Source organism: Cytobacillus gottheilii, from assembly GCF_018582665.1.
GTDB classification, from domain to species: domain Bacteria; phylum Bacillota; class Bacilli; order Bacillales; family Cytobacillaceae; genus Cytobacillus; species Cytobacillus gottheilii.
On record NZ_CP071709.1, the window covers coordinates 2839762 to 2862507 of the forward strand.

The window sequence follows — 22746 nt, forward strand, 5'->3', positions numbered from 1 at the left end:
TCTTACACCTCGGACGTTCTGTCATTAGAACGGTAACATAAAAAAGAAAAAAGAAAAAGGTTTAGCTACTACCACCTAATTGACAATTTTGCTATTCAGCATTAAATCGTTTGTTATCTATCCATAGGTGTAGCAAAGGCTGAAGCGGAGAATTTCCCTTCAGCCTTGTTTGCAATTGATCCTTTTGATCACAAGCTTATTATATTGGGTTGCATGTGCCCATTTCAAGCATCATCCTTTACATTACAGTGCTCGCTGGCTCCGCATGCAGCAGCTGCTTGATCACATTATTTTCTCCCATGATTGCCACTTTAGGCTGGTGATCTGCCAGTTTTTCTTCTGCAACAAAAGCATAAGAAATGATGATTACAATGTCGCCTTCATGAACAAGTCTAGCGGCAGCTCCGTTTACACAGATTACGCCGCTTCCTCTTTCACCAGGAATAATATATGTTTCAAATCTTGCTCCGTTATTATTATTAACAATTTGTACTTTTTCATTAGGGAGCATGCCAACTGCATCTAAAATATCACTGTCGATTGTAATGCTTCCCACATAATTTAAGTTTGCCTCTGTTACGGTTGCGCGATGGATTTTTCCGTTCATCATAGTGCGAAACATGAGGATTCCCCCTTAGATGGATATGATTGTATTGTCAATTAAGCGTGCCTTTGTGAATTTCACGGCTAACGCAATAATAATCGTTCCTTTGATTTCTTTTACTGGCTTCAATTCCGGGTAGCTGTATAGTTCAATATAATCAATGGTGCCGCTGCTATTTTGCTCAATTCGTTCCTTCATGAATGATAACACCTTTTCAGGGTCTCTTTCACCGTTAATGATTCCCTCTCTTGCTTCATTTAGGGATTTGTTTAAAATGACAGCTTCTTCTCTCTCGTTTGGCTGTAAATAAACATTACGGGAGCTTTTTGCCAGACCATCCGTTTCTCTGACCGTTTCAACCGTCTTGAGAGTGACTGGAATATTGTAGTCCGTTATTAGCATATCAATTACCGCAACCTGCTGTGCATCCTTCATGCCAAAATAGGCAAAATCTGGAATAACTATATTAAATAATTTTAATAGAACGGCTGCAACTCCATCAAAATGTCCAGGGCGGGATCGACCGCATAATACGTCGGTTCTGTCCCCGACAGTTACTTTAACGGCCAATGGTCTTGGATACATTTCAGAAGCATCAGGATAAAATAAGTAGTCTGCTCCACTTTCTTCCGCCAGCTGGCTGTCACGCTCAAAATCACGGGGATAGGTGCTCAAATCTTCGTTAGCCCCAAATTGAAGCGGGTTAACAAAGATACTGACCGCAACTATATCGTTTTCCCTGCGTGCTTGTTTGATAAGCGTTAAGTGTCCATCATGCAGATATCCCATTGTCGGCACGAAACCAATAGACTTACCTGAGCGCTTCTGTTCCAGCATTGTATTTTGCATTTCTTTTACACTTCTGATGACTTTCATGCTTTTCCTCCATATAAACCTGATAGCTCCTGATCTTTCATCGTAAAGGAGTGCTCATCTTTCGGGAACAGCTTACCTTTTACTTCGTCTTTATACGCTCGAATAGCGTTCTCCATCATTTCACCGCTATTTGCATACTGCTTAACGAATTTCGGAACCCGGTCGACTCCATAGGTTAAAATATCGTGATAAACAAGCACTTGTCCATCTGCTCCGGCACCAGCACCGATTCCGATTGCGGGAATACCGATCTGTTTAACAATCTCTTCTGTTAGCTGTTTCGGAACACATTCAAGTACGACTGCAAAAGCGCCAGCCTCTTCACATTTTTTAGCATCATCGATCAACTTTCGAGCAGCCCCGGCGTTTTTGCCCTGAACTTTATAGCCACCCAGCACACCTACTGATTGTGGTGTTAAGCCAAGATGGGCCATAACAGGCACGCCTGCTTTTGTTAAAGCTTTTATATGGGTGATGACATCATCGCCGCCCTCTACTTTAACAGCTTGTGCTCCAGTTTCCTGGATAAGGCTTGCTGCATTTAACAGTGTGTCTCTTACGGATAAATGATAGCTCATGAAAGGCATATCAATCACAATAAACGTGTTTGGTGCACCTCGTTTAACAGCTTTTCCGTGATGAATCATATCTGCCATTGTGACTGGTACGGTTGAATCGTAACCTAAAACAACCATTCCTAATGAATCTCCTACAAGAATCATATCAACTTCAGCATGTTCAGCTTGTTTTGCGGAAGGGTAGTCGTAAGCTGTCAGCATTACAATCTTTTCTTCTGACTCCTTCATTTTCAGAAAATCTGTACTTGTTTTCATTCTGTATCCTCCTCGATTTGGGGAAGAGGCGATTGATTGACTGTAATGAGATAAAGTGACGAAAATAATAAAATCCTTCAGCATACGCAGAAGGATTGTACATGACGAACTCATTAATGTGTCTCATCCCTCTGTCCCGGTCCATATTGGATCTAGGCAGAACTATTTTCATATAGGATCTTGTTCATAGCTTTTCCATTAAACAATGAATTCATAGTATGAAACGAGCCTACTTTTGAACTTAAAAAGGGTGCAGTTCAGCATGGATACTGCCCATCAAAAGTATAGCAATATGTAAAAGCTTTGGCTAGAATTTTATTTTGCTGCTGCAGGACAATAAACAGGTCCGTTCCATTTCACTCATGTTGTTAAATAACAAATAAAAAAAGCGAATGATTTAAAAACCTAACCATTCGCTTCTATCATCGTGTTAAATACTTATCTCCCAGTGTCTCTTTATAATTCTATATCAGCCGAATAGATGTGATGCTGTTTTCCGGATTCGTCTTCGATTAAAAGGACTCCATCTTCGGTAATGCCTAACGCTTTACCATGGATGGTTTCACTAATGGATCGGGCGGTAATTTTTTTGCCTATTGTGATGGCATAGCTTTCCCATAGCAGCTTAATCGGTTGAAAACCCTTATCCAAATAGAGCAGATACAGCTTTTCAAGGTGGTATAGAACATGCTGAAGAATCTGGGCACGATCAAGTGGTTTGCCTGCTTCAATGCTCATTGATGTAGCAATAGACTGAAGCTCCTCTGGATAATCTTCATGTTTCTGATTCACATTTATGCCGATCCCAATGATCACAGCCTGAATTCGGTCTGCATCAGCCTGTAGCTCAGTTAAAATGCCTGTTGCTTTCTTTCCATTCAGCAGAATATCATTTGGCCATTTGATGGCTGGATGAAGGCCAGCCTCCTCCATTGCCTGTACAACGGCAACTGCAGTAATTAGCGTTAGCTGTGGAGCCTTTTGAGGGGGAATATTCGGGCGTAATATCACACTCATCCAAATCCCCGTATATTTTGGAGAATGCCAGCTCCGGTCCATTCTGCCTCTTCCAGCTACCTGTTCCTCAGCGATAACAATTGTGCCTTCCGGTGCGCCTTCTAAAACAAGGCGTGATGCGATTTTTTGGGTAGAGCCGACACTTTCCTCATAATGAATATTCTTCCCAAGCTTGTCTGTCTGAAGACCAAACCTGATCTCATCCACTCCAATATGTTCTGGAGCTTTTATAATGCGGTACCCTTTTCGTTTAACTGCCTCAAGAATAAAGCCTTCTTTTCTTAATTCTTCAATGTGCTTCCACACTGCTGTTCTTGAGCAATTAAGCACATCGGCCAAATGCTGGCCGGATACAAACTCATCTCCGCTTTTCGTAAAAGCATCAAGCATTTTCATTCGGAGCTCTGATTGCATTTTATAAGCCACTCCTTTATCGATTCCTTGTCATTAGGCAGTTTTTTTAGAATAATGGCTTCTTCAATGCTTTGCAAGTCCGTTTTAATCCATGCTCCTGCCTGCCTGTTTAGCCACTGCATCAAATCAGTTCCAGTTACCGGAATTTCATTTTTGCTTTTAATCGGCAAATCCTGATATTGAACAGCAACATCTTCTAAATGTGCGTTTGCTGGTCTGCGATTCATGATATTAACGATTTTTTCTACGCTAATCGCAGTATCATAGCCGCAATGATACAGATTTAACGGCTGCCATACTGATTGCAGACGTAAATCGAGCCCATTTTGTATCGCCATGATGGTTTTAATTCTTTTGCCCGGCAGCCGCCAGCTTTTTAAAAACGATTGTGCTTCCCGGACATCCTTTTTAAGAATGTGCACCAGCAATGCCCATCTTTCTTCTATATTTAAAGCCGCCTTCTCGATCTCTGCAAAATGAATTAACTGCTGATTATATGGCAGCAATCCCGGCAAATAATGATACAACCCGCTCTCAGCTAACACTCTAATGCCGCCATTGATATTCACTCCAGAGAGGAGCTTTTCAAATTCAGCAAGTTTTCTCTCTACAGCAATATGCTCCAGCAGATGAGCATTTCTTATTAGAGCATTCATCGTATCCTCGCTTATGCTAAAAGAAAGCTGGCTATGAAAACGGACAGCCCTCATCATGCGTAAGGCATCTTCTTTAAAACGGTCTTCCGCTTTGCCTACGGTTTGAATCACTTTCAGGCGGATATCGTCAACTCCATGAAAAGGATCAATTAATTTTCCATTCGCATTCATGGCAATGGCATTCATGGTAAAATCGCGCCTGCTTAAATCCTCATTAAGACTGCTGATAAAATAAACCTCTGACGGTCTTCTAAAGTCTTTATATTCAGCCTCTGCACGGAAAGTCGTTATTTCATAGGGTACACCTTCATGTAAAACAGCAACGGTTCCATGTTCAAGGCCAATATCAATGGTTTTGTGAAAAATAGCTTTGATCTCTTCCGGCATTGCTGATGTGGCAATGTCAACATCGGCTATTCTTTTGCCGAGAATATCATCTCTGACCGAGCCGCCAACAAAGTAGGCTTCAAAACCGGCTTCCTCTATTTTTAATAATAAAGGGATTGCCTTTTGAAACTCAGGATTCATTTTTCTCATCCCCAGTTAGCAAGGTTTCATAAATATGTTCATATTGTTCTACAATCATGTCTGCACTAAAATTTTTCTGCACATGTGTAATTGCATTATGAGCAAATTCAGCCTGTTTTTCTGAATTGCTTAAAAGCTCAATCGCTCTTCCTGCCACAGCAGCAATATCACCCAGTTCACAAATAAAACCAGTTTTTTCGTCAGCAATCACTTCCGGCAATCCGCCAATATTGGTCACAATACAAGGAACTCCGCAAGCCATAGCTTCTAGTGCTACTAATCCGAAGCTTTCTTTTTCTGATAATAGGAGCATTAAGTCGCTGATTGAATACAAATCTTCTACATTATCCTGTTTCCCTAAGAAGATGACCTTATCTGTCAGCTCAAGTTTCTTTACTAACTTACAAATAGTTGTCATTTCTGGTCCATCTCCAACAAGCAAAAGCTTCGCTGGAATCTTTTCAGTAATCTTGGAGAAAGCATGAATAACATCCGGCACTCTTTTGACTGCACGGAAATTAGAAACATGGATGACCGCTTTTTCGTTCACACCTATTCCTAGTTCTTTGCGAAGGTTTGAAGCTTCAACTTTTTTATACACCCGTTCATCAATAAAGTTATAGACTGCTTCGATCGGTTTATCTGGTTTAATTAAATCATATGTTTGTGCAATCAGCGCATTTGATACGGCTGTTACAGCATCAGATTTCTCAATGCCAAATTTTATTGCATCGGTCAGCGACGGGTCATAGCCAAGCACGGTAATGTCTGTTCCATGGAGGGTCGTGACAATTTTAACATCCCGTCCGCTCATTTGTTTTGCTAAAATGGCACAAACGGCATGAGGGATTGCATAGTGAACATGCAATAAATCAAGGTTTTCCCGTTTAATAACCTCAGCCATCTTGCTGGCGAGCGCAATATCGTATGGTGCATACTGAAATACAGAATATTGATTTACTTCTACTTGATGATAAAAAATATTATGATACATTTTCTTCAAACGAAATGGCAGGCTAGAGGAAATAAAATGGATTTCATGACCTCTTTCAGCCAGCATTTTTCCGAGCTCAGTCGCGACGACCCCCGATCCGCCAACTGTCGGATAGCAAGTAATGCCAATTTTTAATTTTTTCATGTTATTCTCCAAATAAATCTGAATTGATGACAAGCGGATTTTTGGACTTAAAGCCTTCTGCATATAACACTCCGGCATGTGTTCCATGTAACTTTTCGCGCGCCTGAATCATCTCTATATACCCGTTTACAAGCGGAGTATCTACCGTATGTTCATCTTTTATAAATTGACTTTTATAAGCATTTAAACTCTCAGTTTTCTGTTCCATATACTCTGATATATCAATGAGAAAATCAGGTTTTGCTGTGCTGTTAATCAGATAATAGTATGTATTTTTCACTTTATGGGCTTCACCGTTCGCAGAATATTTTTTGATGCCAGCAGAAAAAACGGCTTCTTCTACTAATCGTGCGCAATTGCCATGATCAGGATGACGATCCTCCCAATATGGAGCAAAAACGATCTGCGGTTTGTATTTGCGAATCATTTCTGCCGCTGCTTTGATATAAGAAGCTGATAAAAATAAGCCGCGGTCGGGAAGATCAAGTGTTTCCCGAACGCTAACGCCAAGGATCTCCGCTGCTTCCTTCGCTTCCCTATTTCTTATTTCAACAGTTCCATTAGAAGATAATTCAGCTTTAGTTAAATCACAAATAACAACTTTTTTGCCCTGCTTGGTGTATTTAGCGATTGTAGCACCCATCCCAATTTCAACATCATCTGCATGGGCGCCAAATGCTAATAAATCAATGTGGTGGTCTTCCATTTTATTCACCTTTTTCTCCGTTTGCAACCGAGCGCCAAGCTAAATCTCCTCTATCCAGACCTTTGATGAGCATCTCAGCAGTTCCCATATTCGTAGCAAGCGGCACAGCATAAACATCACATAAACGAAGCAATGCCGTTACGTCAGGTTCATGCGGCTGCGCTGTTAAAGGATCTCGGAAGAATAGCACCATATCCATTTTGTTATTAGCGATCATTGCCCCAATTTCCTGATCTCCGCCAAGCGGGCCTGATTGAAAACGATGAACCTGCAGTCCTGTCTCATCCATGATCCGCTGCCCAGTTGTACCGGTTGCGAACAAATTATGACCCGACAAGCTCCCCTTATATGCAGTCGCAAAACGCATCATATCATCTTTCTTTTTATCATGTGCGATTAATGCAATATTCATCTTAACCCCCACCTTATTCGATAATATTTTCTAATCCGTATACAAGCGTATCTATTTTCACAACCGTATCGACCGCAAGCTTTACACCTGACATAAAGGATGCCCTGTTATATGAATCATGTCTAATCGTCAATGTTTGCCCGTCTGCACCAAACATAACCTGCTGATGAGCAATTAACCCAGGAAGGCGGACAGAGTGAATATGCATGCCATCATAATTCGCTCCTCTGGCACCTTTAATAGTCTCTTTTTCTTCTGGATGGCCCTGCTGTTTTGTTTCCCTAACTTCTGCAATCATCTCAGCTGTTTTTACCGCTGTTCCAGATGGAGCATCAAGCTTCTGGTCATGGTGTAATTCGATGATCTCCACATCTTGAAAATATCTGCCTGCCATTTGCGAGAATTTCATCATTAGAACAGCACCTAAAGCGAAATTAGGAGCGATAATACAGCCAATGCCTTTATCATGACATAGTTCTTCCAGTTCCTGTAGCTGTTCTTTTGTAAAGCCAGTCGTACCTACTACAGGTCTGACTCCATGCTCGAGTGCTGTTTTTGTATGCAGCATCCCCACTTCAGGAGTTGTTAAATCAATCAAGACATCCGGATGCACCTCTTGCATCAGCAATTGCACATCTGAATACACTGGGACTTCCATCCCTGCAAAGCCATCAAAATCACTTAATAAACCTCCACCGTTTTTGTGATCTAAAACAGCTGCAAGTTCATATCCTTCTGTTTCTTGTACAAGCAGGACAGCTTCTCTTCCCATTCGGCCGCGCGGACCTGCAATAGCAATCTTTAAATTTGTCATCTTATTGTTCTCCTTCTTCAATTCTTGTCCAGCGGTCTTTATCCCGCGTATTAAATTTATGCATCACTCTGTCGTGAGCATCCTGCAAATCAATATGTAAGGAGTTTGCCATGCAAATGAGGACAAAAAGGACATCTCCCATTTCCTCTTCTATCGCTTTTTCATCTTCACTATTCTTTTTTGGCTTTTCTCCATAATGATGATTAATTTCTCTTGCCAGCTCTCCCAGCTCTTCTGTTAATCTTGCCGTCATGGCAAGCGGACTGAAATAGCCTTCTTTAAATTGACTTATGTACGTATCTACTTCTTTTTGAAGCTCATTCATTGTTTTATGTTTATTCATTTGTTTTCACCACCAAACTGATATGTGACTGCACCCTTTCATGTTAGCTAAATACTCCAAGTTTTACAAACATTTTTGACGTTTTTCTGCTGATCGGCACGATGTTGCTCTTCCAATTTCTATCCTATATAATAATGTGAGCTAAATAAGGAAGTGGAGGGGTTTTATGGTATTTGGTTTGAAACTTAAAAACATATTCTTTATTTTATTAGGTTCTGCAATCTTTTCCTTTGGGATTGTTCATTTTAATATGCAAAACAATTTAGCAGAAGGCGGTTTTACTGGAATCACGCTTCTCTTATATTTCCTGTGGGAATGGGATCCATCCTATACCAATTTAATCTTGAATATTCCGCTGTTTTTTATTGGCTGGAAGCTTCTTGGGCGAAGTGTATTTCTCTATACCATAATTGGAACTTTTAGTGTTTCCGTTTTTCTATGGATATTTCAGCGCTATCAGATTAATATGCCGCTTAAAGATGATCTTACCTTAGCTGCCCTCTTTGCAGGTGTTTTTATTGGGGTTGGCCTTGGAATCATTTTTCGCTATGGAGGGACAACGGGCGGAGTTGATATTATTGCAAGACTTGCCAATAAATATGCAGGCATCAGTATGGGAAAAGCGATGTTTATGTTTGACGCTGTTGTTATCGCACTGTCATTAATATTCTATTTAACATATCAAGAAGCCATGTATACACTTGTAGCAGTCTTTATAGGCGCACGAGTGATTGATTTTATGCAGGAAGGTGCATATGCCGCAAGAGGGGCGATGATCATTTCTGAAAACACCGGTCAAATCGCAGAGAAGATTATGAAAGAAATGGATCGTGGAGCGACCATATTACGAGGCTATGGACCTTATACAAAGAAGGATAAAGAAGTATTATACTGTGTTGTTGCCCGCAATGAAATCGTCAAACTGAAAAGCGTAATTACGTCAGTTGATCCGCACGCTTTTGTTTCGGTCACTGTTGTGCATGATGTGCTTGGCGAAGGATTTACATTGGATGAAAACAAGAAGCCGATTGAAAGATAAAATAGAATTACACACTACAAAAATACCAGGCCATCACCGACCTGGTATTTCTTTTTTTATTCAGACCTTTGCATACCTGTGTATATGAGCACTAGGCGCAATAGCTCCAAAACAGCCACTGCAGCTGCAGCAACATATGTTAACGCTGCGGCATTTAGTACCTTTTTTGTTTCACGTTCTTCATCATTGCGGATCACACCAAGGGAGACGACTTGATCCATGGCACGATTGGAGGCGTTAAACTCGACTGGCAGGGTAACAACTTGAAATAATACAGCTCCAGCCATAAAGAGAATCCCCAGCAGGACAAAACCGCTGGCTCCTGCAAAAAATCCAATCATAATTAAGATCCATGAAAAGTTCGAACCTATATTTGCTACCGGAACAAGCGTATGGCGCAATCTTAAAAACGAATAACTCTCTGCATCCTGTATAGCATGACCTACTTCGTGAGCAGCAATGGCTGCAGCAGCCACTGAGTGGCCATGGTAGTTGCCTGAAGAAAGTCTAACCGCTTTAGACCTTGGATCATAGTGGTCTGTAAGCTGACCGCGCACTTCCGATACACTCACATCGTAAAGTCCATTTGCATCTAATATTCTTCTTGCGACCTCTGCACCTGTCATATGGGAAGAGGATGCTACTTTTGAATATTTATTGTAAGCTCCTTTTACCTTAAACTGTGCCCAGATCGGAATGATGATAATTATGGCAAAGTATATCAAATATGCTCCCATAATAACCCCTCCTGTTATTTACCTTCTTGTTGTTATCTTCCCCTTATGGCCTCTCATGGAAACATAGAAATTATATTAACTCTCTTGCTTCTTTTGTTTTCTCTTGTCACCGTTATATTTTCTCCAGCCTACATAGGATAATGTAAGTATAATGATGCTGCCTGTCGAAATGATTACCCACCAAAGAGATGGATCCGCTTCATCCTCTGTCATATCCTCAAATATGGACTGCAGGTCGGCTTCCAATGCTTCCAGCTGCTCATTCGGTTGTCCTGATGATATAATATCCGGACGATATTGGTCAATATATTGAACCTGTGTATCAACATTTTGCATTCTCTCTGGAGAAATATTGAGCTTCATGCTTGGATATACAACATGATATAAGTTTAAAAAGGAATTATAGCTAACATGAAATTTTTCAGTGTCTCCACTTTCTGCTGCCTCTTTTGCATCATTAAAAACAGATAAGATCGGTGATTCCATTTCAGTCCACATTGGCTGATATGTAGATGTTACAGCATCCATAACAAGACGGAATTTTGTTAGACTATTTACTCTGTCGGTGTAGTTCATTTCAGAACTTACAGCAGCCTGAAGCGCTTCATGATGAGTGGACGTTACTGCTCTCAGTTCTTCGGATGTAAATGGCCGCTCATTTCCTGTCGCATATACATATTGTTCCGAGAAATAGTCCAGCAGCCTTTTAGCATCATCATACCGCTTCAATTTCATCATTTGAAGTGCTTCGTCCGATATCTCATTTAATTTATCAACAGGTGAACTGCTTTCTGCATACACCGAAAACGGCATAAGAATGAAAAATAATATGCTTATTAATAGTAAATATAGTTTCTTCATACCTTGTCCCTCCTCTTATCCCTATTAGAAAATGTATGAGAAAATGGACAAGGCTAGAACATGAAAAATGATGAAGTGAAAATTCCATTTAGAGAGAGTATATTCTTTTTCACGCCCTCTGGTGCTTGCTTTCTTGGTCAGATCCTGAACATCATCCGGCTATGGATATGCGGAGACTCATCCAGAAGGAATTTATAATTCTTTTTCAGTCAGCAAATTGATAATCTTCAATGACTCAAACGAACCATAAAAAAAACCAAAGAACCTATAGCAACGTTCTCTGGTTTCTTTCCTATATACTTCAATATTAACTCCCGCCTTGCGGAATAATGACAGGGTTAACATCTCCTTGCCCGCTGCTTCCACCATTAAAATATTGAGGAACCTTACCCGGATAAAATAAATCGCCAACTTTCACCGAGTTTTCCATAACGATATCCCGTTCAACAAGCGGTATGATGACCTTCATTTGCACTTGAACCTTCACATAAACTTCGAGATATGTATTGTTTATGCCTGTTTCAAGAATTTTCGTTTCCACATTTGACATAGAGTGACCTAAAAGCTCAAATTTAATTGGCACTTTTGGCCCCAGATTAGAGAATAATGTTTGCTTTGTAGCCATTCCAAGCGGGATTCGATAGATAATCCCTTTTTCCTTATGAGAAGCTTCATAATCAATATAGGAATCATTGCGAAAGGCTTCAAATTGCTCTAATTCACCCTGCTCAACTAAATCCAGATATTCCTGCACCATCCGGTTCGTATCTGACATCACTTTGTTTACAACCTGCTGATTAAAGCTGTAAGGCGCATTTTCACCATCACCATGGCGAACAATTAATTCGTTTACATCAATCGTTTCCGATAATTCCTTTGTAATGGCATCATTAATGGCTTGAGCTGAGAATTGCTTCGCCCGTGTTTCAGCAATATCCATTAATACTGGTTCAATTTGTTCATCAATCATAAGAAGACCAAAAAAAGTAAGAAGGACAAAAAGGATTAACGAAATGAAGAATACATGCTTAGCTGGTAAAGGTCCTTTAAACAGTCCCTTCCTCTTTCTTCTGAACACATGAAACCCTCCCTTTGTACAATATATGATTGTACAGGGAAAATAAAACAAGTATCGTCTCTTATCCCGACATTTTCATGCACCCATAGAGTCTGGCAATCCTTAATTATTTGTAATACTTAATTGAAAGGATTTTTTTCGCAAACATAAGTAATAGGTCAGTGCTATACAGAAAATACTGAGCCAAAATGTAAAGTATCCGATTTCAGGTATGTATAAATCCAAGGTTGGATATCTCGGCAGCATAAAAAAGACATAATCAATCACGTCATTATGCAATGTCCAGACTCCAGCAGCAACTAAGTGCCATGTTTTCAAACGATAAAAGGGTGCGTATAAAATCCCTTGAACTGCCATAGCACCGTGTGAAAAAATCAGCATAAGAGCTGCAGGCTGAATATCACTAGTGACTTGGAAGACAAGCAGATTCATAACAACCGCCCATACACCATATTTCACTAAGGTCACAATGGCAAGAGCTTCAAACAGCGGCCAATTTTTCCCCAGCAAAAAAGCAATAAGAACAAACACAAAAAATAAACTTGCAGTAGGACTATCCGGAACAAATGGAAGAAAATGCAGGGGTGTCTCGACAAGCTGCCCTTCATACCATATATAACCGTAAATAGTTCCTCCTATATTAATTAATAAGAGTAATAACAGTATGGTACGATTAGCAAAAAACGGAAATAGCCACTTCATAACTTACCTCATCTCTACCTAAATTTCTCTTTTATCATAAAGTATTCCATTTACAACAGCAACATAAAGGCCATAGCTTTTTTGCTTATGGTTTACTCAGCAGCAGGTTCAGAACCAAATAAAGAACCGGCAGTCAATTGACATACCGGTTCTTGATTACATTATTCACTTTCTACGCTATCAATAAATTCTACTAGCTTATCAAGTTCTTCCTCTGTGCCTGCAAATAGGCCACCTGGCATTGCGCCACGACCGTTTTGAATAACTTCTTTAATTTCTTCAGGAGTTAGTTCAACGTCGATTAATGCAGGACCAGCTGCACCTTGCAGTTCAGTGCCGTGACATGACAAGCATGTGTTAGCTTCTAGAAGTGCATATCCTTCTGCAGTTGTATCAATCTCAGCTTCCGCTACGATCTTTCCTTGCTGTGCCGCTGCTTCCCAATCATGGTGAGCAACAGATTCCCAAGTTAAGAATGTAATACCTGCAAGCGCCAATAACATAAAACCTGTTGCTAATGGACGCTTTGATGGACGGCGTTCAGGTCCGCGGTCAATGAATGGAGCCAGTAAAAGAGCTCCAAACGCCAAGCCTGGAATAATGAATGCTCCAATCGCATTGTACGGACCAGATGCATACGTATATTTCAGTAATTGATATAAGAATAAGAAATACCAGTCTGGCAATGGAATATAGGCTGTATCACTTGGATCAGCTATCTTCTCTAATGGAGGCTGGTGTGCAATAGTTAAGCATAAGAACCCAATTAGGAATACAGCTCCAACCATCCACTCTTTTAAAAGGAAGTTTGGCCAGAATGCCTCTGTTTTCCCCGGATATTCCGAATAATCTTTAGGAATATTCGGCTTACGCTCAGCAGGAACACGTGAATCTCCTACGAATTTCATACCTTTTCCGCGATGCATTGGGTAATTCCCCTCCTTCGTTCATTATTTTAATTTTACAACGGTCCAGAAATACCCTGCTTTCGAATCATGATAAAGTGGGCCGCCATTAAAGCAAATAATGCAGCAGGCAAGAAGAAAACATGGATAGCAAAGAATCTTGTAATAGTTTGCGCACCAACAATATCTGCATCTCCTGCGATTAGAATTTTCAGGTATTCCCCGATCAGCGGTGTCGATTCAACAATTTGAATTGTAACCTTTGTAGCAAATAACGCTTTCATATCCCACGGCAATAAATAACCAGTTAGACCAAGTGCCAGCATTACGAAGAAAATAAGTACACCAACAACCCAGTTCAATTCACGAGGCTTTTTATAAGCGCCTTGGAAAAATACTCGCAGCGTATGTAAGAACATCATGACAATAACTAAGCTTGCTCCCCAGTGGTGCATTCCACGGACAATTTGTCCAAATGCTACGTGGTTTTGCAAATAATAAACCGATTCCCAAGCATTTTGAATATCTGGAACATAGTACATAGATAAGAACATACCAGATAGTATTTGAATTACAGTTACGAAAAACGTCAGACCGCCAAAGCAATAGACAAACGCAGAAAAATGATGCGCCGGGTTAACATGCTCAGGCACTTCGTGGTCAGCGATATCCCGCCAGATTGGCGTAATATCTAAACGCTCATCTACCCAATCATAAATTTTGTTTAACAATGATTACGCCCCCTTTCGCGGTTCTGCTTTACCTAAATGCAAATAGCCGTCTACATCTTGAATTGGAAATACATCGAGTGGAGCAATTGGAGGAGTTCCAGGCACATTCGTACCATCCTTTGTATATAATCCACCATGACAAGGACAATAGAAGTGTTCAGGATTTGACTCGTCCGAATTCCAGTCAACTACACAGCCTAGATGTTTACAAACAGGTGATAAGGCCACAACTTCTCCATTTTCATCTCTGTAAACCCAAGCAGATCCAGTAACTTCAGAAGTGTACCATGCATCCACTTGTTCAAATGTGTAATCAACTCTTGTTGGTACTTCAGTGATTTCAGAAATCTTTTGTTTTGTTGGAATAAAATCGCTTTCACCCTTATGCTGCAAAACAGGATCCACTGCAAAGCGAACCATAGGCATTAACATCCCAGCTGCCATGAAACCGCCTACACCAGTAAGAGTATAGTTTAGGAATTGACGTCTTGAAACACGATTTTTGCTCATACTTTTCCCCCCTCTATTATGAAGTTGAGTCCAACGGACATAATTCAACACAATATAAAACTAGGACATACCAATGATATATCAATAATTATGTAAGGTCAATATAATCCTGTGCACAAAGTTGGAAACAAAGTGATTAATATTGCTTTCATTCATTATTTTGCCATTTCCGAACAAATAAATTCAATAGCTGTTTCACTTGATCTTCCAGAATTTGATTTTTATACTTCTCCTCCATATGCTCTAATGGCAGCGAAGGCAGCCAGATCAAGTCACCTTCCAGGTTTCCTTCATGCATTTTCCAATTACTGTCACTAGTTACATAGAAAACATGTGAAAATCCTTGTGACATTAACTCTGTTTCCCAGTGCTTTATATCACTGACAAGTTTATCTTCATTTGCATTCTTTAAATAGGAAAAACCAGGAAGCATTAATAATCTCCCTTTAAACTGTCTCTCTAATTGAACGGAGAGCAATGATATGAATTCTGTCATGCCTACAGCCTGCTTAATATCATCGCCGAAAGAGACAGGATATAAAGGCAGAACAACTGTATCAATATATTGTTTTTCCTTTATAAACATTTCAATGTCCTCTGAATTCCACTTCATCCAAATCACCCCAAAAAGATACTATTTTAGCTAATCATAACATGTCCAGGAATCGGCAACAATGATCCTATTTCAGCGAATGCATTTTTACAATGTGTGTGTTTCAGCAGAAGTCTAATCGAAAAAATATATGTATCCATTCAAAAAAAATAAGCCTGCACAATTGTACAGACTCTTTCTATCACTTTTTAAGTTTTTTTAATTGATCTGTTAAAGCTGCAAATGCTTCCTTATCATGACGATCTAATGCCTCATCAATAAGGGACAGCAATTTTTCTTTTTGAAATTTCTCAATGCTCTCAGTAAGGAATCTTTCCGCTATGATACGGTCCTTATCACTTATTTGCAGCTTCTTCGGCATAAATGGATTCTCTTCGAGTACAGCTGCATACTGATGGGCTTGATTTGACGCATGGAAGTTTAACTGAATATAAATCTCTTCTTCTCTGTTTAGCCGGATGTCATGAAACGACTTTTCCGCGTCAGTTGTCATCACATTGCCTTTATAAAAGCGAAAAGGCGCTTCATCTACACAATGTGCTGACATGATTAAACCTCGCGGACAATATTGTGCCTGGTCCACAAAATGAACCTTCTCCATTAAACCATCATGACTCATCAGATAGTTTAAAATCCAGACACATTCCCGTCTCTTCAGTTGATAGTGATTCAAAAACCAGCGAATAAAATCTTTTTTTTCGTTGACAGATACAGGGGCCGTCAATGTGATTCCCTCCTCTGCTAACAGCCAGATTTTTAGAACGATCCTTTACATGTATTCGTCTGTAATCCGTGCCAATACATCCGCATACTCCCCATTTTCCGGATCGAGCTTTATGAGTTGCTTAAAGATTTCTGCAGCTTCCTCTCTTTTTCCTTCCTCAATTAGAAAATAACCGTACTCAGAAAGAAAATCCGGCTGCTGTTTAAAATAAGTATATGCAAGCTGATATTTGTTTAATGCCTGTGAAAATTCTTCAAGATGCTGATAAGCTACAGCAGCATCCCATAAAATTTGCGGCTCCTCATTTTCAAACTGCTCCATTAAAGTGACAATTTCAAGCATATCTTCATATTGTTCCTGCTTTAAAAATACTTTATTTAAAGTTAGGGCAGCTTCTGTATATTCAGGATCAAGAGCTAACGCCTGTCTGAATAAATCAACAGCTTCATCTTCTTTTCCCAGTTTCAGCGCAAGCTTTCCTCCATAGAAAAATAGCTCCTTATTAAACTCATCTTGTGCAATGCCTGTTTTGATGCTATTAAACGCATTTTCCAGCTCTTCTTCGCGCTCATAGCTTTTAGCAAGATGATAATAAAGTGAATGATATTCGTGATCTAATTCTTTTAATTCATTAAACTTTTCAATGGCTGTACGATTAAATCCTGCTTGTAAGGCAGTAAAGGCATAGCTGAATAAGGTATTGATCTCAAGTTTATGCTCTAATGCTTTTTCAAAGAAAGGCAATGCATCCTCAAAGGCTCCAGACGCACTTAAAACGTCGGCAAGTCTTTCGTTTACATTTACCCCCGCAATAACTTCATCAGTCTTTAAGACCTTCTGGTAAGCCTTTATGGCGTCAAGAAACTTGCCTTCCTCGGAAAATAACTCGCCGAGCGCAAAATCAATGACACGCTCCTCAGGCAGGATAGACTTTGCCTGTAAAAGCTTTTGTTCACTTACTTCAAACAAACCCTGCATTTGGTATAAATCAGCAAGGAGCAGAAGAGCTTGGGGGTAACTTGGATCATTGTGATCTATTTTTTCAAGAACAAGAATCGCTTCCTCTTCATTGCCAAGATCGATCTCTATTTCTGCCAGTAAAACGAGCAGCTCCCCTTCTTCTGGATAGGCTTGTAATAAGCGTTCGAACAGGGCTTTTGCTTCTTCAAGAAATCCGAATTGGAGCAGCTCCTCCGCTAACACAAACCTTTCTTCGTGGGATCCATCTTTTAATATATCTTTATAATTGTTAATTGCTTCTTCATGCTGACCGTTTTCTAATAGAGAAATGATTTGCTTAACTTTATCCATGTATTTTTCCTTTCGCTCTCTAATCTCCAAATGTAAAATAAGAAGGAGTTTTAATAAGTACGTGTTCCCCGGCTCCGGGTCTGTACATAACCTCATCACCGGCTCGGATTACTGTTCCTTTATGAACCGTAACCGCTAACCTTTCTTTATGATAATCATTAAGCTCTAATTCTTCAATTTTTATGATTTCCCTGCCAGGAAGATAAAGATTATAGGAGAGCTCACTTCCTATTTGAATTGCCGCTTTTAAAGGATAGATGCCAATTTTCGCCAATATACTTTTGGACAGATTTTGCTTTTCCGGCAGTTCCCCCAATAAGGCAGGGATTTTCTCATTCTTAACAATCATCTTCCACGTCTTTAATGCCAATGTCCGCTCGGAAGGCTGCTCGTATTTTATAACAGGGATCAAAGGACTATTGTATGGAAACATGGCTTCTCGAATCCAGCCCCAAGGCATATTTTTCAATTCTTCAACACTATCTATTTCTATAAATAATGCGGGAATCCTCTCCTGTTTCGATTTTAACAAAAAAGATGTTGTTAATAGTCTCAGGGGGATGCGCACTCCGATTATATAGTCAATCGGACTGTTAAGCAAATTTGTTTTCAAACGCTTAATATTGGTTTTAAGATCCTTTTCAAAGTGCACATAGACGGATGTCAGCACTGCAGTAGTTCCTTTTAAAATATACTCCTCTGTAAAATAGCTTTTCTGATTAAGATGAGAGCCCAGATTTGGAAATTTTGAATCATACATCACATGGATTGGTGTCAGCAAAAAAGAATTGGCATTCATCCTCATATGCTTATAGCGTGGAAATGCAGTTTTCAACGTGGAAATTTTCCCTTCCTCAACGAAGAGTGAAGACTCTTTAATTGTATCTCCGCTAACAATATTTGCATTTTCAATAATGTACGCCATCAAATCACCCTCTTAACGGTCTTAAGACAAGCTATGAAGATGGTGTGAAAATAATGACTAATACATCTTAGAAAATAGAGCATAACAAGTTGTTTCAAGAAAATTTCAAGTTAACTATTTTTATAGGATCAAACAGTAAAAAACAGCCCAGTCATCAGTGGTCTGAATTTCCTAACCACCGTTTCAGGCTGCTTTTTTCCTTGCAATAATTTATTCTGCAATCAAACTCTGTAAGTGCTCAAAAAAATTCGGGTATGAGACCGAGATGGCTTCAGCTTCTTCTAATTGGATCTCTTCTTTGCTGATGACAGCAGCAATAGCAAGCATCATTCCAATGCGGTGGTCGCCGTGGCTTGATACTTTGCCGCCTGAAATAGCCGACTTTCCATCAATCACCATTCCATCATCGGTTGCAGTAATCTTCACACCAAGTTTACGGAGCTCATTCACAACCGTATCAATACGATTCGTTTCTTTTACCTTCAATTCCTCTGCATCTTTTATAATCGTTTGACCCTCTGCTTGACTTGCGAGAAGAGCAATAATCGGAATTTCGTCAATAAGCCGAGGAATTAATTCACCATCAATGACAGTCCCTTTTAAAGCCGATGTCTGAATGGTAAGATCTCCAGCTGGTTCTGCCTGTCCGTTTTCGTATGGAGCCACTTGTAAATTTGCTCCCATTGCTGATAACACATCAATCATACCTGTACGCGTTGGGTTTAAACCGACATTTTTTAAGGTGATCTTACTGTTTGGCACAATGGCACCAGCTGCGAGAAAAAAAGCCGCTGAAGATATATCACCAGGAACATGCACCGTTGTGCCTTTAAGCTCTTGACCGCCTTGCACACTGACCTTTAATCCATCAACTTCCACTTTCCCGCCAAAAGCCTTGATCATTTTTTCTGTATGATCCCTTGTTCTTGCCTGCTCGATGATTGTTGTTGTTCCTTCTGCCTGCAGGCCAGCAAACAACAATGCCGATTTTACCTGGGCACTCGCAATCGGCATTTCATATGTAGTTCCCTGTAAAGGACCGCCATTTAAAGAAATTGGCGTGAATTCTGCATTTTTTCTTCCTTGAATGCTTGCACCAAATTGCTGAAGCGGCTTTGTTACTCTTGTCATTGGCCGTTTGGCAATTGATTCATCCCCAATCAGAACGGAGTGAAAATCTCTGCCAGCCAAAATTCCCATCATTAGTCGAATGGTTGTGCCTGAATTACCAACATGTAAAATATCTTCAGGTTCTTTTAAACCAGCTAAGCCTGATCCTTTAATAACCACCTGATCTTCCTGTAAGTCTATTTGGACACCAAGTTTTCTAAAACAGGAAATTGTGCTTAAACAATCATCCCCTTGCAGAAAATTCGTTACTTTTGTTTCTCCAGTGGCGATTGCCCCAAACATGATCGAGCGATGTGATATTGATTTATCACCTGGCACCTGTACGTTTCCTTTTAATCCAGGAATATCATGTACTAGCTTCACATTTTTTACCTCCTATAACCCTATTGTTGTGTCATATTGTGTATGATGCTTTATACAAGAAATGGCTCTGCTGCGATCTTCGTCTGTTTGAAAGCTGATGACGAGCACACCCATAATATCTTCCCTTGTTTCCCGTATGCTTATATTTGTAATGCTAATTTCTTCTTTAGCTAAGTATCCCGTAATTTCCGAAATGACACCAGGATAATCAGGCACATCTACAAACAAATCATAAAAAGCGGGAATAGCCCCTTTCTGCTTTTGGGGCAGATCATCACGATAATGCTTGGCATCGGCAAAATAGTGATGAATTTCCGAACCACTAGCAGAAGTAAGCATCGTTTTCACTTTTTCCATCTCAAGCTGCCAATCCTCCAAAAGATCGAGCAGGACAGCTTTGTTGTGCAATAAAATGTCTCTCCACATGTTTGGATTACTTGAGGCAATTCTTGTTATATCTCTAAATCCACCAGCAGCTAAACGTGCTACAAGCTCATGCGTTTCGCCAGACCTCTTAGCCTGATGAACAAGGGAGGCTGCAATAATATGCGGAAAATGACTGATAACCCCTGTTAATTGGTCATGTTCTTTTGGACTGACAACTAAAAATCTTGCATTGGTTCCTGAGAGCCAATTTTGCAGGAGATCTAGTTGATCTTCTTTAATATGCTCTTCAGGTGTGAGCAAATAAAAGGCATTTTCAAAAAGCAGCGGGCGAGCTGCAGAAACGCCGCTTTTATGTGAACCTGCCATTGGATGACCTCCAATAAAGGCAATGTTCTTTTCTTTGAATTTCGCACCTGCACGAACAATCTCCTGCTTTGTACTTCCAGCATCCGAAATAATAACATTTTCCTTAAGCTCGAGCCTCAATAATTGATGAAGGATATGCTCGGTTTCTATAACAGGAGCTGCAATTATAATCAAATCAGCCTTCACCGCTTCCTCATCAATTGAGACTGCTAATTCATCTACAACTGTCAGCATCTTTGCTAACCTTCCTTGTTCTTCATTAACATCATAGCCAACAACCCAAGCTTTTTCATGAGCTTTTTTAATTGAAAGGGCAAGAGATCCGCCAATAAGCCCCAATCCGATCATCAATACTCTTCCTTGCATGTTATGACCTCTCCCTTTAAAACGAGTTTCACACTGTACCAATCATTAGTTTCTTGCTTGTAGTAATAAGGAAAGACTCAATTTCTGTTTAAATTGAAAAAAATTCAGAGGCAGATCGATCACCTCTGAAACTATTTTAATTTCGTGCATTCTGAACTTTGAGATATTGCTCCATTGCAGAAATAACTCCTTCATTCTGCTGTTCTGAACCGATTGTTACTCTCACTGCTTCAGGAAATCCAAGCGCTTTGCCGGAACGGACAATATAACCTTTTTCTAGTAAATATTGAAAAACTTCATCTGCATCTGCAGCAAAATCGATTAAAATAAAGTTTGCTTGGGAAGGGTAATACTTCAGATTCCTGTTTTTGCAGAAAGTATAAAACTGTTCTAATCCCTTCCTGTTAGCTTCTTTACAGTTTTCAATAAAAGATTGGTCTCCAACGGCAGCTATTGCTGCAGCCTGAGCAAATCTATTTGCATTGAAAGGTTCACGGACAGGCTCTAAGCCGCGAATGATCTTCTCATTAGCAATTCCATAGCCAATTCGAAGACTGGCAAGGCCATATATTTTTGAGAAAGTTCTTAACGCAATGACGTTTGGAAAACGTTCTACAAGTTTTACAGAATCATGATAGTCTTCTGCAGTGGTATACTCACAATAAGCTTCATCAATTACAACTAAAACATCTTCAGAAACTTTTTCTATAAATGCAATAAGATCCTTTTCAGGAATATAGACACCTGTTGGATTATTTGGTGTACAGATCCATACAACAGATGTATTCTCATCGATAAGCTCCAGCATCTTATCTAAGTCAAAGCCGCCATTCTTAAGCGGTGCTTCTCTAATCTCTGCACCTTCAACAATAGCGTTATGCTTGTATTGAGGAAAAGTAGGAGCAGATGTAATGGTGTTCGTCCCAGGACTTAGCAATGCTCTTGCTATCATTAAAATAATTTCATCGGATCCATTTCCAAAGATTAATTGACTTGGTTTTACTTTCAAAAAGCTTGAAAGCGTATCACGCAGTTCCTGTGCATAACCATCCGGATATAAAGCGTAATATGAAAGGTCCTTCTGCATAGCATCAGATGCTGCCTGGGAGCAGCCAAATGGGTTTTCATTTGATGCCAGCTTTGTGATTTCTGCTAAGCCATATTGCTTTTTCACTTCTTCAATTGATTTTCCTGGCTGATATGGTGTTAAACTTAAAAGCTGTTCCTTCCATTTCATCGTTATCCCCACCTCTAATTAAAAAGCCTCATTAATAGTGTTTATTCTTTTTCCGTTTCCGCCAAGTCCGGTCGCAGCGAAATGGCATTACGCAAGTATACATGATTTATTTCCTGCTGTGATCTGTCTGTATTGACATGCATCATCACCCGTACACACAGAGACAAGGATTCTGGCACAGGAATTTCTCGTGTACACATGACAGGAACGTATTTCCAGCCGTCAATTGCTCTCATTGCTTTTGCAGGAAAACACGCAGTCAGATCTTCTGTGACTGAAAAGAGTACAGAGGCAACTTGCTCCGCTTCGAGCTTATTTTCTTTAATTATTTCTTTGAGCAAAATTTCTGTCTCTTCTAAAATGAGCTTTTCACTGTCTTCGTCAACCGTGGTTGCTCCTCTAATCCCTCTGATCACTTT

The 22746-nt window shown here is 39.9% G+C and carries 26 protein-coding genes; 1 reads left to right on the forward strand and 25 read right to left on the reverse strand.

What is annotated here, in order from left to right; translation table 11 throughout:
• Positions 1-238: 238 nt before the first annotated feature.
• From panD to J1899_RS14065, 10 genes are all read right to left on the reverse strand, one after another.
• Entirely contained in the window at positions 239-622 is a 384-nt protein-coding gene (gene panD, locus J1899_RS14020; protein WP_066444252.1) for an aspartate 1-decarboxylase, read from the reverse strand.
• Between the two features lie 12 nt (positions 623-634).
• Entirely contained in the window at positions 635-1480 is an 846-nt protein-coding gene (panC, locus tag J1899_RS14025; RefSeq protein WP_214474659.1) for a pantoate--beta-alanine ligase, read from the reverse strand.
• Positions 1477-2313, reverse strand: coding sequence for a 3-methyl-2-oxobutanoate hydroxymethyltransferase (gene panB, locus J1899_RS14030; RefSeq protein WP_214474661.1), 837 nt, complete (start codon positions 2311-2313; stop codon positions 1477-1479). Before panB ends, panC begins: the two co-directional genes overlap by 4 nt.
• A gap of 456 nt (positions 2314-2769) precedes the next feature.
• Positions 2770-3744: a biotin--[acetyl-CoA-carboxylase] ligase gene (locus J1899_RS14035; protein ID WP_066444245.1), complete on the reverse strand. Its 975-nt coding sequence runs from the start codon at positions 3742-3744 to the stop codon at positions 2770-2772.
• Entirely contained in the window at positions 3723-4928 is a 1206-nt protein-coding gene (locus tag J1899_RS14040) for a CCA tRNA nucleotidyltransferase (protein WP_214474668.1), read from the reverse strand. Before J1899_RS14040 ends, J1899_RS14035 begins: the two co-directional genes overlap by 22 nt.
• Entirely contained in the window at positions 4918-6066 is a 1149-nt protein-coding gene (gene bshA, locus J1899_RS14045; protein ID WP_214474681.1) for an N-acetyl-alpha-D-glucosaminyl L-malate synthase BshA, read from the reverse strand. Before bshA ends, J1899_RS14040 begins: the two co-directional genes overlap by 11 nt.
• Position 6067: 1 nt before the next feature.
• Positions 6068-6772 (reverse strand): bacillithiol biosynthesis deacetylase BshB1, encoded by a 705-nt coding sequence (bshB1, locus tag J1899_RS14050; RefSeq protein ID WP_214478849.1) that lies wholly within the window; start codon positions 6770-6772, stop codon positions 6068-6070.
• A 1-nt stretch (position 6773) separates the two neighbouring features.
• On the reverse strand, positions 6774-7184 hold the full coding sequence (locus J1899_RS14055) for a methylglyoxal synthase (protein WP_066444231.1): 411 nt from the start codon (positions 7182-7184) through the stop codon (positions 6774-6776).
• 13 nt (positions 7185-7197) lie between these two features.
• Complete coding sequence (gene dapB / locus J1899_RS14060; protein ID WP_214474691.1) at positions 7198-7998, reverse strand: 4-hydroxy-tetrahydrodipicolinate reductase; 801 nt, start codon at positions 7996-7998, stop codon at positions 7198-7200.
• A 1-nt stretch (position 7999) separates the two neighbouring features.
• Positions 8000-8341, reverse strand: a complete 342-nt coding sequence (locus J1899_RS14065; RefSeq protein WP_066444221.1) for a nucleotide pyrophosphohydrolase — start codon at positions 8339-8341, stop codon at positions 8000-8002.
• A 166-nt stretch (positions 8342-8507) separates the two neighbouring features.
• On the opposite strand from J1899_RS14065, the gene J1899_RS14070 reads away from it, so the two are divergent.
• Positions 8508-9380, forward strand: a complete 873-nt coding sequence (locus J1899_RS14070) for a YitT family protein (RefSeq protein ID WP_066444219.1) — start codon at positions 8508-8510, stop codon at positions 9378-9380.
• A 56-nt stretch (positions 9381-9436) separates the two neighbouring features.
• Here J1899_RS14070 and J1899_RS14075 read toward each other — a convergent pair whose 3' ends face one another.
• From J1899_RS14075 to aroH, 15 genes are all read right to left on the reverse strand, one after another.
• The gene (locus J1899_RS14075) at positions 9437-10117 is read right to left on the reverse strand and encodes a zinc metallopeptidase (RefSeq protein ID WP_066444217.1); all 681 of its coding nucleotides are present in this window, start codon (positions 10115-10117) and stop codon (positions 9437-9439) included.
• Positions 10118-10192: 75 nt separating this feature from the next.
• Complete coding sequence (gene ypjB / locus J1899_RS14080) at positions 10193-10978, reverse strand: sporulation protein YpjB (RefSeq protein ID WP_214474698.1); 786 nt, start codon at positions 10976-10978, stop codon at positions 10193-10195.
• A 307-nt stretch (positions 10979-11285) separates the two neighbouring features.
• Positions 11286-12056 (reverse strand): sporulation protein YunB, encoded by a 771-nt coding sequence (gene yunB, locus J1899_RS14085; protein WP_066444210.1) that lies wholly within the window; start codon positions 12054-12056, stop codon positions 11286-11288.
• Positions 12057-12158: 102 nt separating this feature from the next.
• On the reverse strand, positions 12159-12758 hold the full coding sequence (lhaT, locus tag J1899_RS14090; protein ID WP_214474700.1) for a lipoprotein heptaprenylglyceryl N-acetyltransferase LhaT: 600 nt from the start codon (positions 12756-12758) through the stop codon (positions 12159-12161).
• A gap of 161 nt (positions 12759-12919) precedes the next feature.
• Positions 12920-13684, reverse strand: coding sequence for a menaquinol-cytochrome c reductase cytochrome b/c subunit (locus J1899_RS14095; protein ID WP_066444205.1), 765 nt, complete (start codon positions 13682-13684; stop codon positions 12920-12922).
• 35 nt (positions 13685-13719) lie between these two features.
• Positions 13720-14394, reverse strand: a complete 675-nt coding sequence (gene qcrB / locus J1899_RS14100) for a menaquinol-cytochrome c reductase cytochrome b subunit (protein WP_066444203.1) — start codon at positions 14392-14394, stop codon at positions 13720-13722.
• Positions 14395-14397: 3 nt separating this feature from the next.
• A complete protein-coding gene (locus J1899_RS14105) occupies positions 14398-14904 on the reverse strand; it encodes a QcrA and Rieske domain-containing protein (RefSeq protein WP_066444201.1) in 507 nt (168 codons plus the stop codon).
• A gap of 148 nt (positions 14905-15052) precedes the next feature.
• Positions 15053-15517: a YpiF family protein gene (locus tag J1899_RS14110; RefSeq protein WP_214474701.1), complete on the reverse strand. Its 465-nt coding sequence runs from the start codon at positions 15515-15517 to the stop codon at positions 15053-15055.
• Between the two features lie 181 nt (positions 15518-15698).
• On the reverse strand, positions 15699-16241 hold the full coding sequence (locus J1899_RS14115) for a ReoY family proteolytic degradation factor (protein WP_066444193.1): 543 nt from the start codon (positions 16239-16241) through the stop codon (positions 15699-15701).
• Positions 16242-16286: 45 nt separating this feature from the next.
• Entirely contained in the window at positions 16287-17552 is a 1266-nt protein-coding gene (locus J1899_RS14120) for a tetratricopeptide repeat protein (protein ID WP_214474703.1), read from the reverse strand.
• Between the two features lie 19 nt (positions 17553-17571).
• Positions 17572-18477, reverse strand: coding sequence for a hypothetical protein (locus J1899_RS14125; protein ID WP_214474710.1), 906 nt, complete (start codon positions 18475-18477; stop codon positions 17572-17574).
• 210 nt (positions 18478-18687) lie between these two features.
• Positions 18688-19971 carry a 3-phosphoshikimate 1-carboxyvinyltransferase gene (aroA, locus tag J1899_RS14130; protein ID WP_214474712.1) on the reverse strand — a complete coding sequence of 428 codons (1284 nt, stop codon included), beginning with the start codon at positions 19969-19971 and terminating at the stop codon, positions 18688-18690.
• 12 nt (positions 19972-19983) lie between these two features.
• Positions 19984-21090, reverse strand: coding sequence for a prephenate dehydrogenase (locus J1899_RS14135; protein ID WP_214474714.1), 1107 nt, complete (start codon positions 21088-21090; stop codon positions 19984-19986).
• A 136-nt stretch (positions 21091-21226) separates the two neighbouring features.
• The gene (gene hisC, locus J1899_RS14140; RefSeq protein WP_214474716.1) at positions 21227-22327 is read right to left on the reverse strand and encodes a histidinol-phosphate transaminase; all 1101 of its coding nucleotides are present in this window, start codon (positions 22325-22327) and stop codon (positions 21227-21229) included.
• Between the two features lie 41 nt (positions 22328-22368).
• On the reverse strand, positions 22369-22743 hold the full coding sequence (aroH, locus tag J1899_RS14145; RefSeq protein ID WP_066444175.1) for a chorismate mutase: 375 nt from the start codon (positions 22741-22743) through the stop codon (positions 22369-22371).
• Between the last annotated feature and the right edge of the window lie 3 nt (positions 22744-22746).

What these genes read in the sequence shown, in the direction of transcription:
- panD (WP_066444252.1), bottom strand. Translation starts at nt 622, where the DNA reads ATGTTTCGCACTATGATGAACGGAAAAATCCATCGCGCAACCGTAACA.
- panC (WP_214474659.1), bottom strand. Translation starts at nt 1,480, where the DNA reads ATGAAAGTCATCAGAAGTGTAAAAGAAATGCAAAATACAATGCTGGAA.
- panB (WP_214474661.1), bottom strand. Translation starts at nt 2,313, where the DNA reads ATGAAAACAAGTACAGATTTTCTGAAAATGAAGGAGTCAGAAGAAAAG.
- J1899_RS14035 (WP_066444245.1), bottom strand. Translation starts at nt 3,744, where the DNA reads ATGCAATCAGAGCTCCGAATGAAAATGCTTGATGCTTTTACGAAAAGC.
- J1899_RS14040 (WP_214474668.1), bottom strand. Translation starts at nt 4,928, where the DNA reads ATGAATCCTGAGTTTCAAAAGGCAATCCCTTTATTATTAAAAATAGAG.
- bshA (WP_214474681.1), bottom strand. Translation starts at nt 6,066, where the DNA reads ATGAAAAAATTAAAAATTGGCATTACTTGCTATCCGACAGTTGGCGGA.
- bshB1 (WP_214478849.1), bottom strand. Translation starts at nt 6,772, where the DNA reads ATGGAAGACCACCACATTGATTTATTAGCATTTGGCGCCCATGCAGAT.
- J1899_RS14055 (WP_066444231.1), bottom strand. Translation starts at nt 7,184, where the DNA reads ATGAATATTGCATTAATCGCACATGATAAAAAGAAAGATGATATGATG.
- dapB (WP_214474691.1), bottom strand. Translation starts at nt 7,998, where the DNA reads ATGACAAATTTAAAGATTGCTATTGCAGGTCCGCGCGGCCGAATGGGA.
- J1899_RS14065 (WP_066444221.1), bottom strand. Translation starts at nt 8,341, where the DNA reads ATGAATAAACATAAAACAATGAATGAGCTTCAAAAAGAAGTAGATACG.
- J1899_RS14070 (WP_066444219.1), top strand. Translation starts at nt 8,508, where the DNA reads ATGGTATTTGGTTTGAAACTTAAAAACATATTCTTTATTTTATTAGGT.
- J1899_RS14075 (WP_066444217.1), bottom strand. Translation starts at nt 10,117, where the DNA reads ATGGGAGCATATTTGATATACTTTGCCATAATTATCATCATTCCGATC.
- ypjB (WP_214474698.1), bottom strand. Translation starts at nt 10,978, where the DNA reads ATGAAGAAACTATATTTACTATTAATAAGCATATTATTTTTCATTCTT.
- lhaT (WP_214474700.1), bottom strand. Translation starts at nt 12,758, where the DNA reads ATGAAGTGGCTATTTCCGTTTTTTGCTAATCGTACCATACTGTTATTA.
- J1899_RS14095 (WP_066444205.1), bottom strand. Translation starts at nt 13,684, where the DNA reads ATGCATCGCGGAAAAGGTATGAAATTCGTAGGAGATTCACGTGTTCCT.
- J1899_RS14105 (WP_066444201.1), bottom strand. Translation starts at nt 14,904, where the DNA reads ATGAGCAAAAATCGTGTTTCAAGACGTCAATTCCTAAACTATACTCTT.
- J1899_RS14110 (WP_214474701.1), bottom strand. Translation starts at nt 15,517, where the DNA reads ATGAAGTGGAATTCAGAGGACATTGAAATGTTTATAAAGGAAAAACAA.
- J1899_RS14120 (WP_214474703.1), bottom strand. Translation starts at nt 17,552, where the DNA reads ATGGATAAAGTTAAGCAAATCATTTCTCTATTAGAAAACGGTCAGCAT.
- J1899_RS14125 (WP_214474710.1), bottom strand. Translation starts at nt 18,477, where the DNA reads ATGGCGTACATTATTGAAAATGCAAATATTGTTAGCGGAGATACAATT.
- J1899_RS14135 (WP_214474714.1), bottom strand. Translation starts at nt 21,090, where the DNA reads ATGCAAGGAAGAGTATTGATGATCGGATTGGGGCTTATTGGCGGATCT.
- hisC (WP_214474716.1), bottom strand. Translation starts at nt 22,327, where the DNA reads ATGAAATGGAAGGAACAGCTTTTAAGTTTAACACCATATCAGCCAGGA.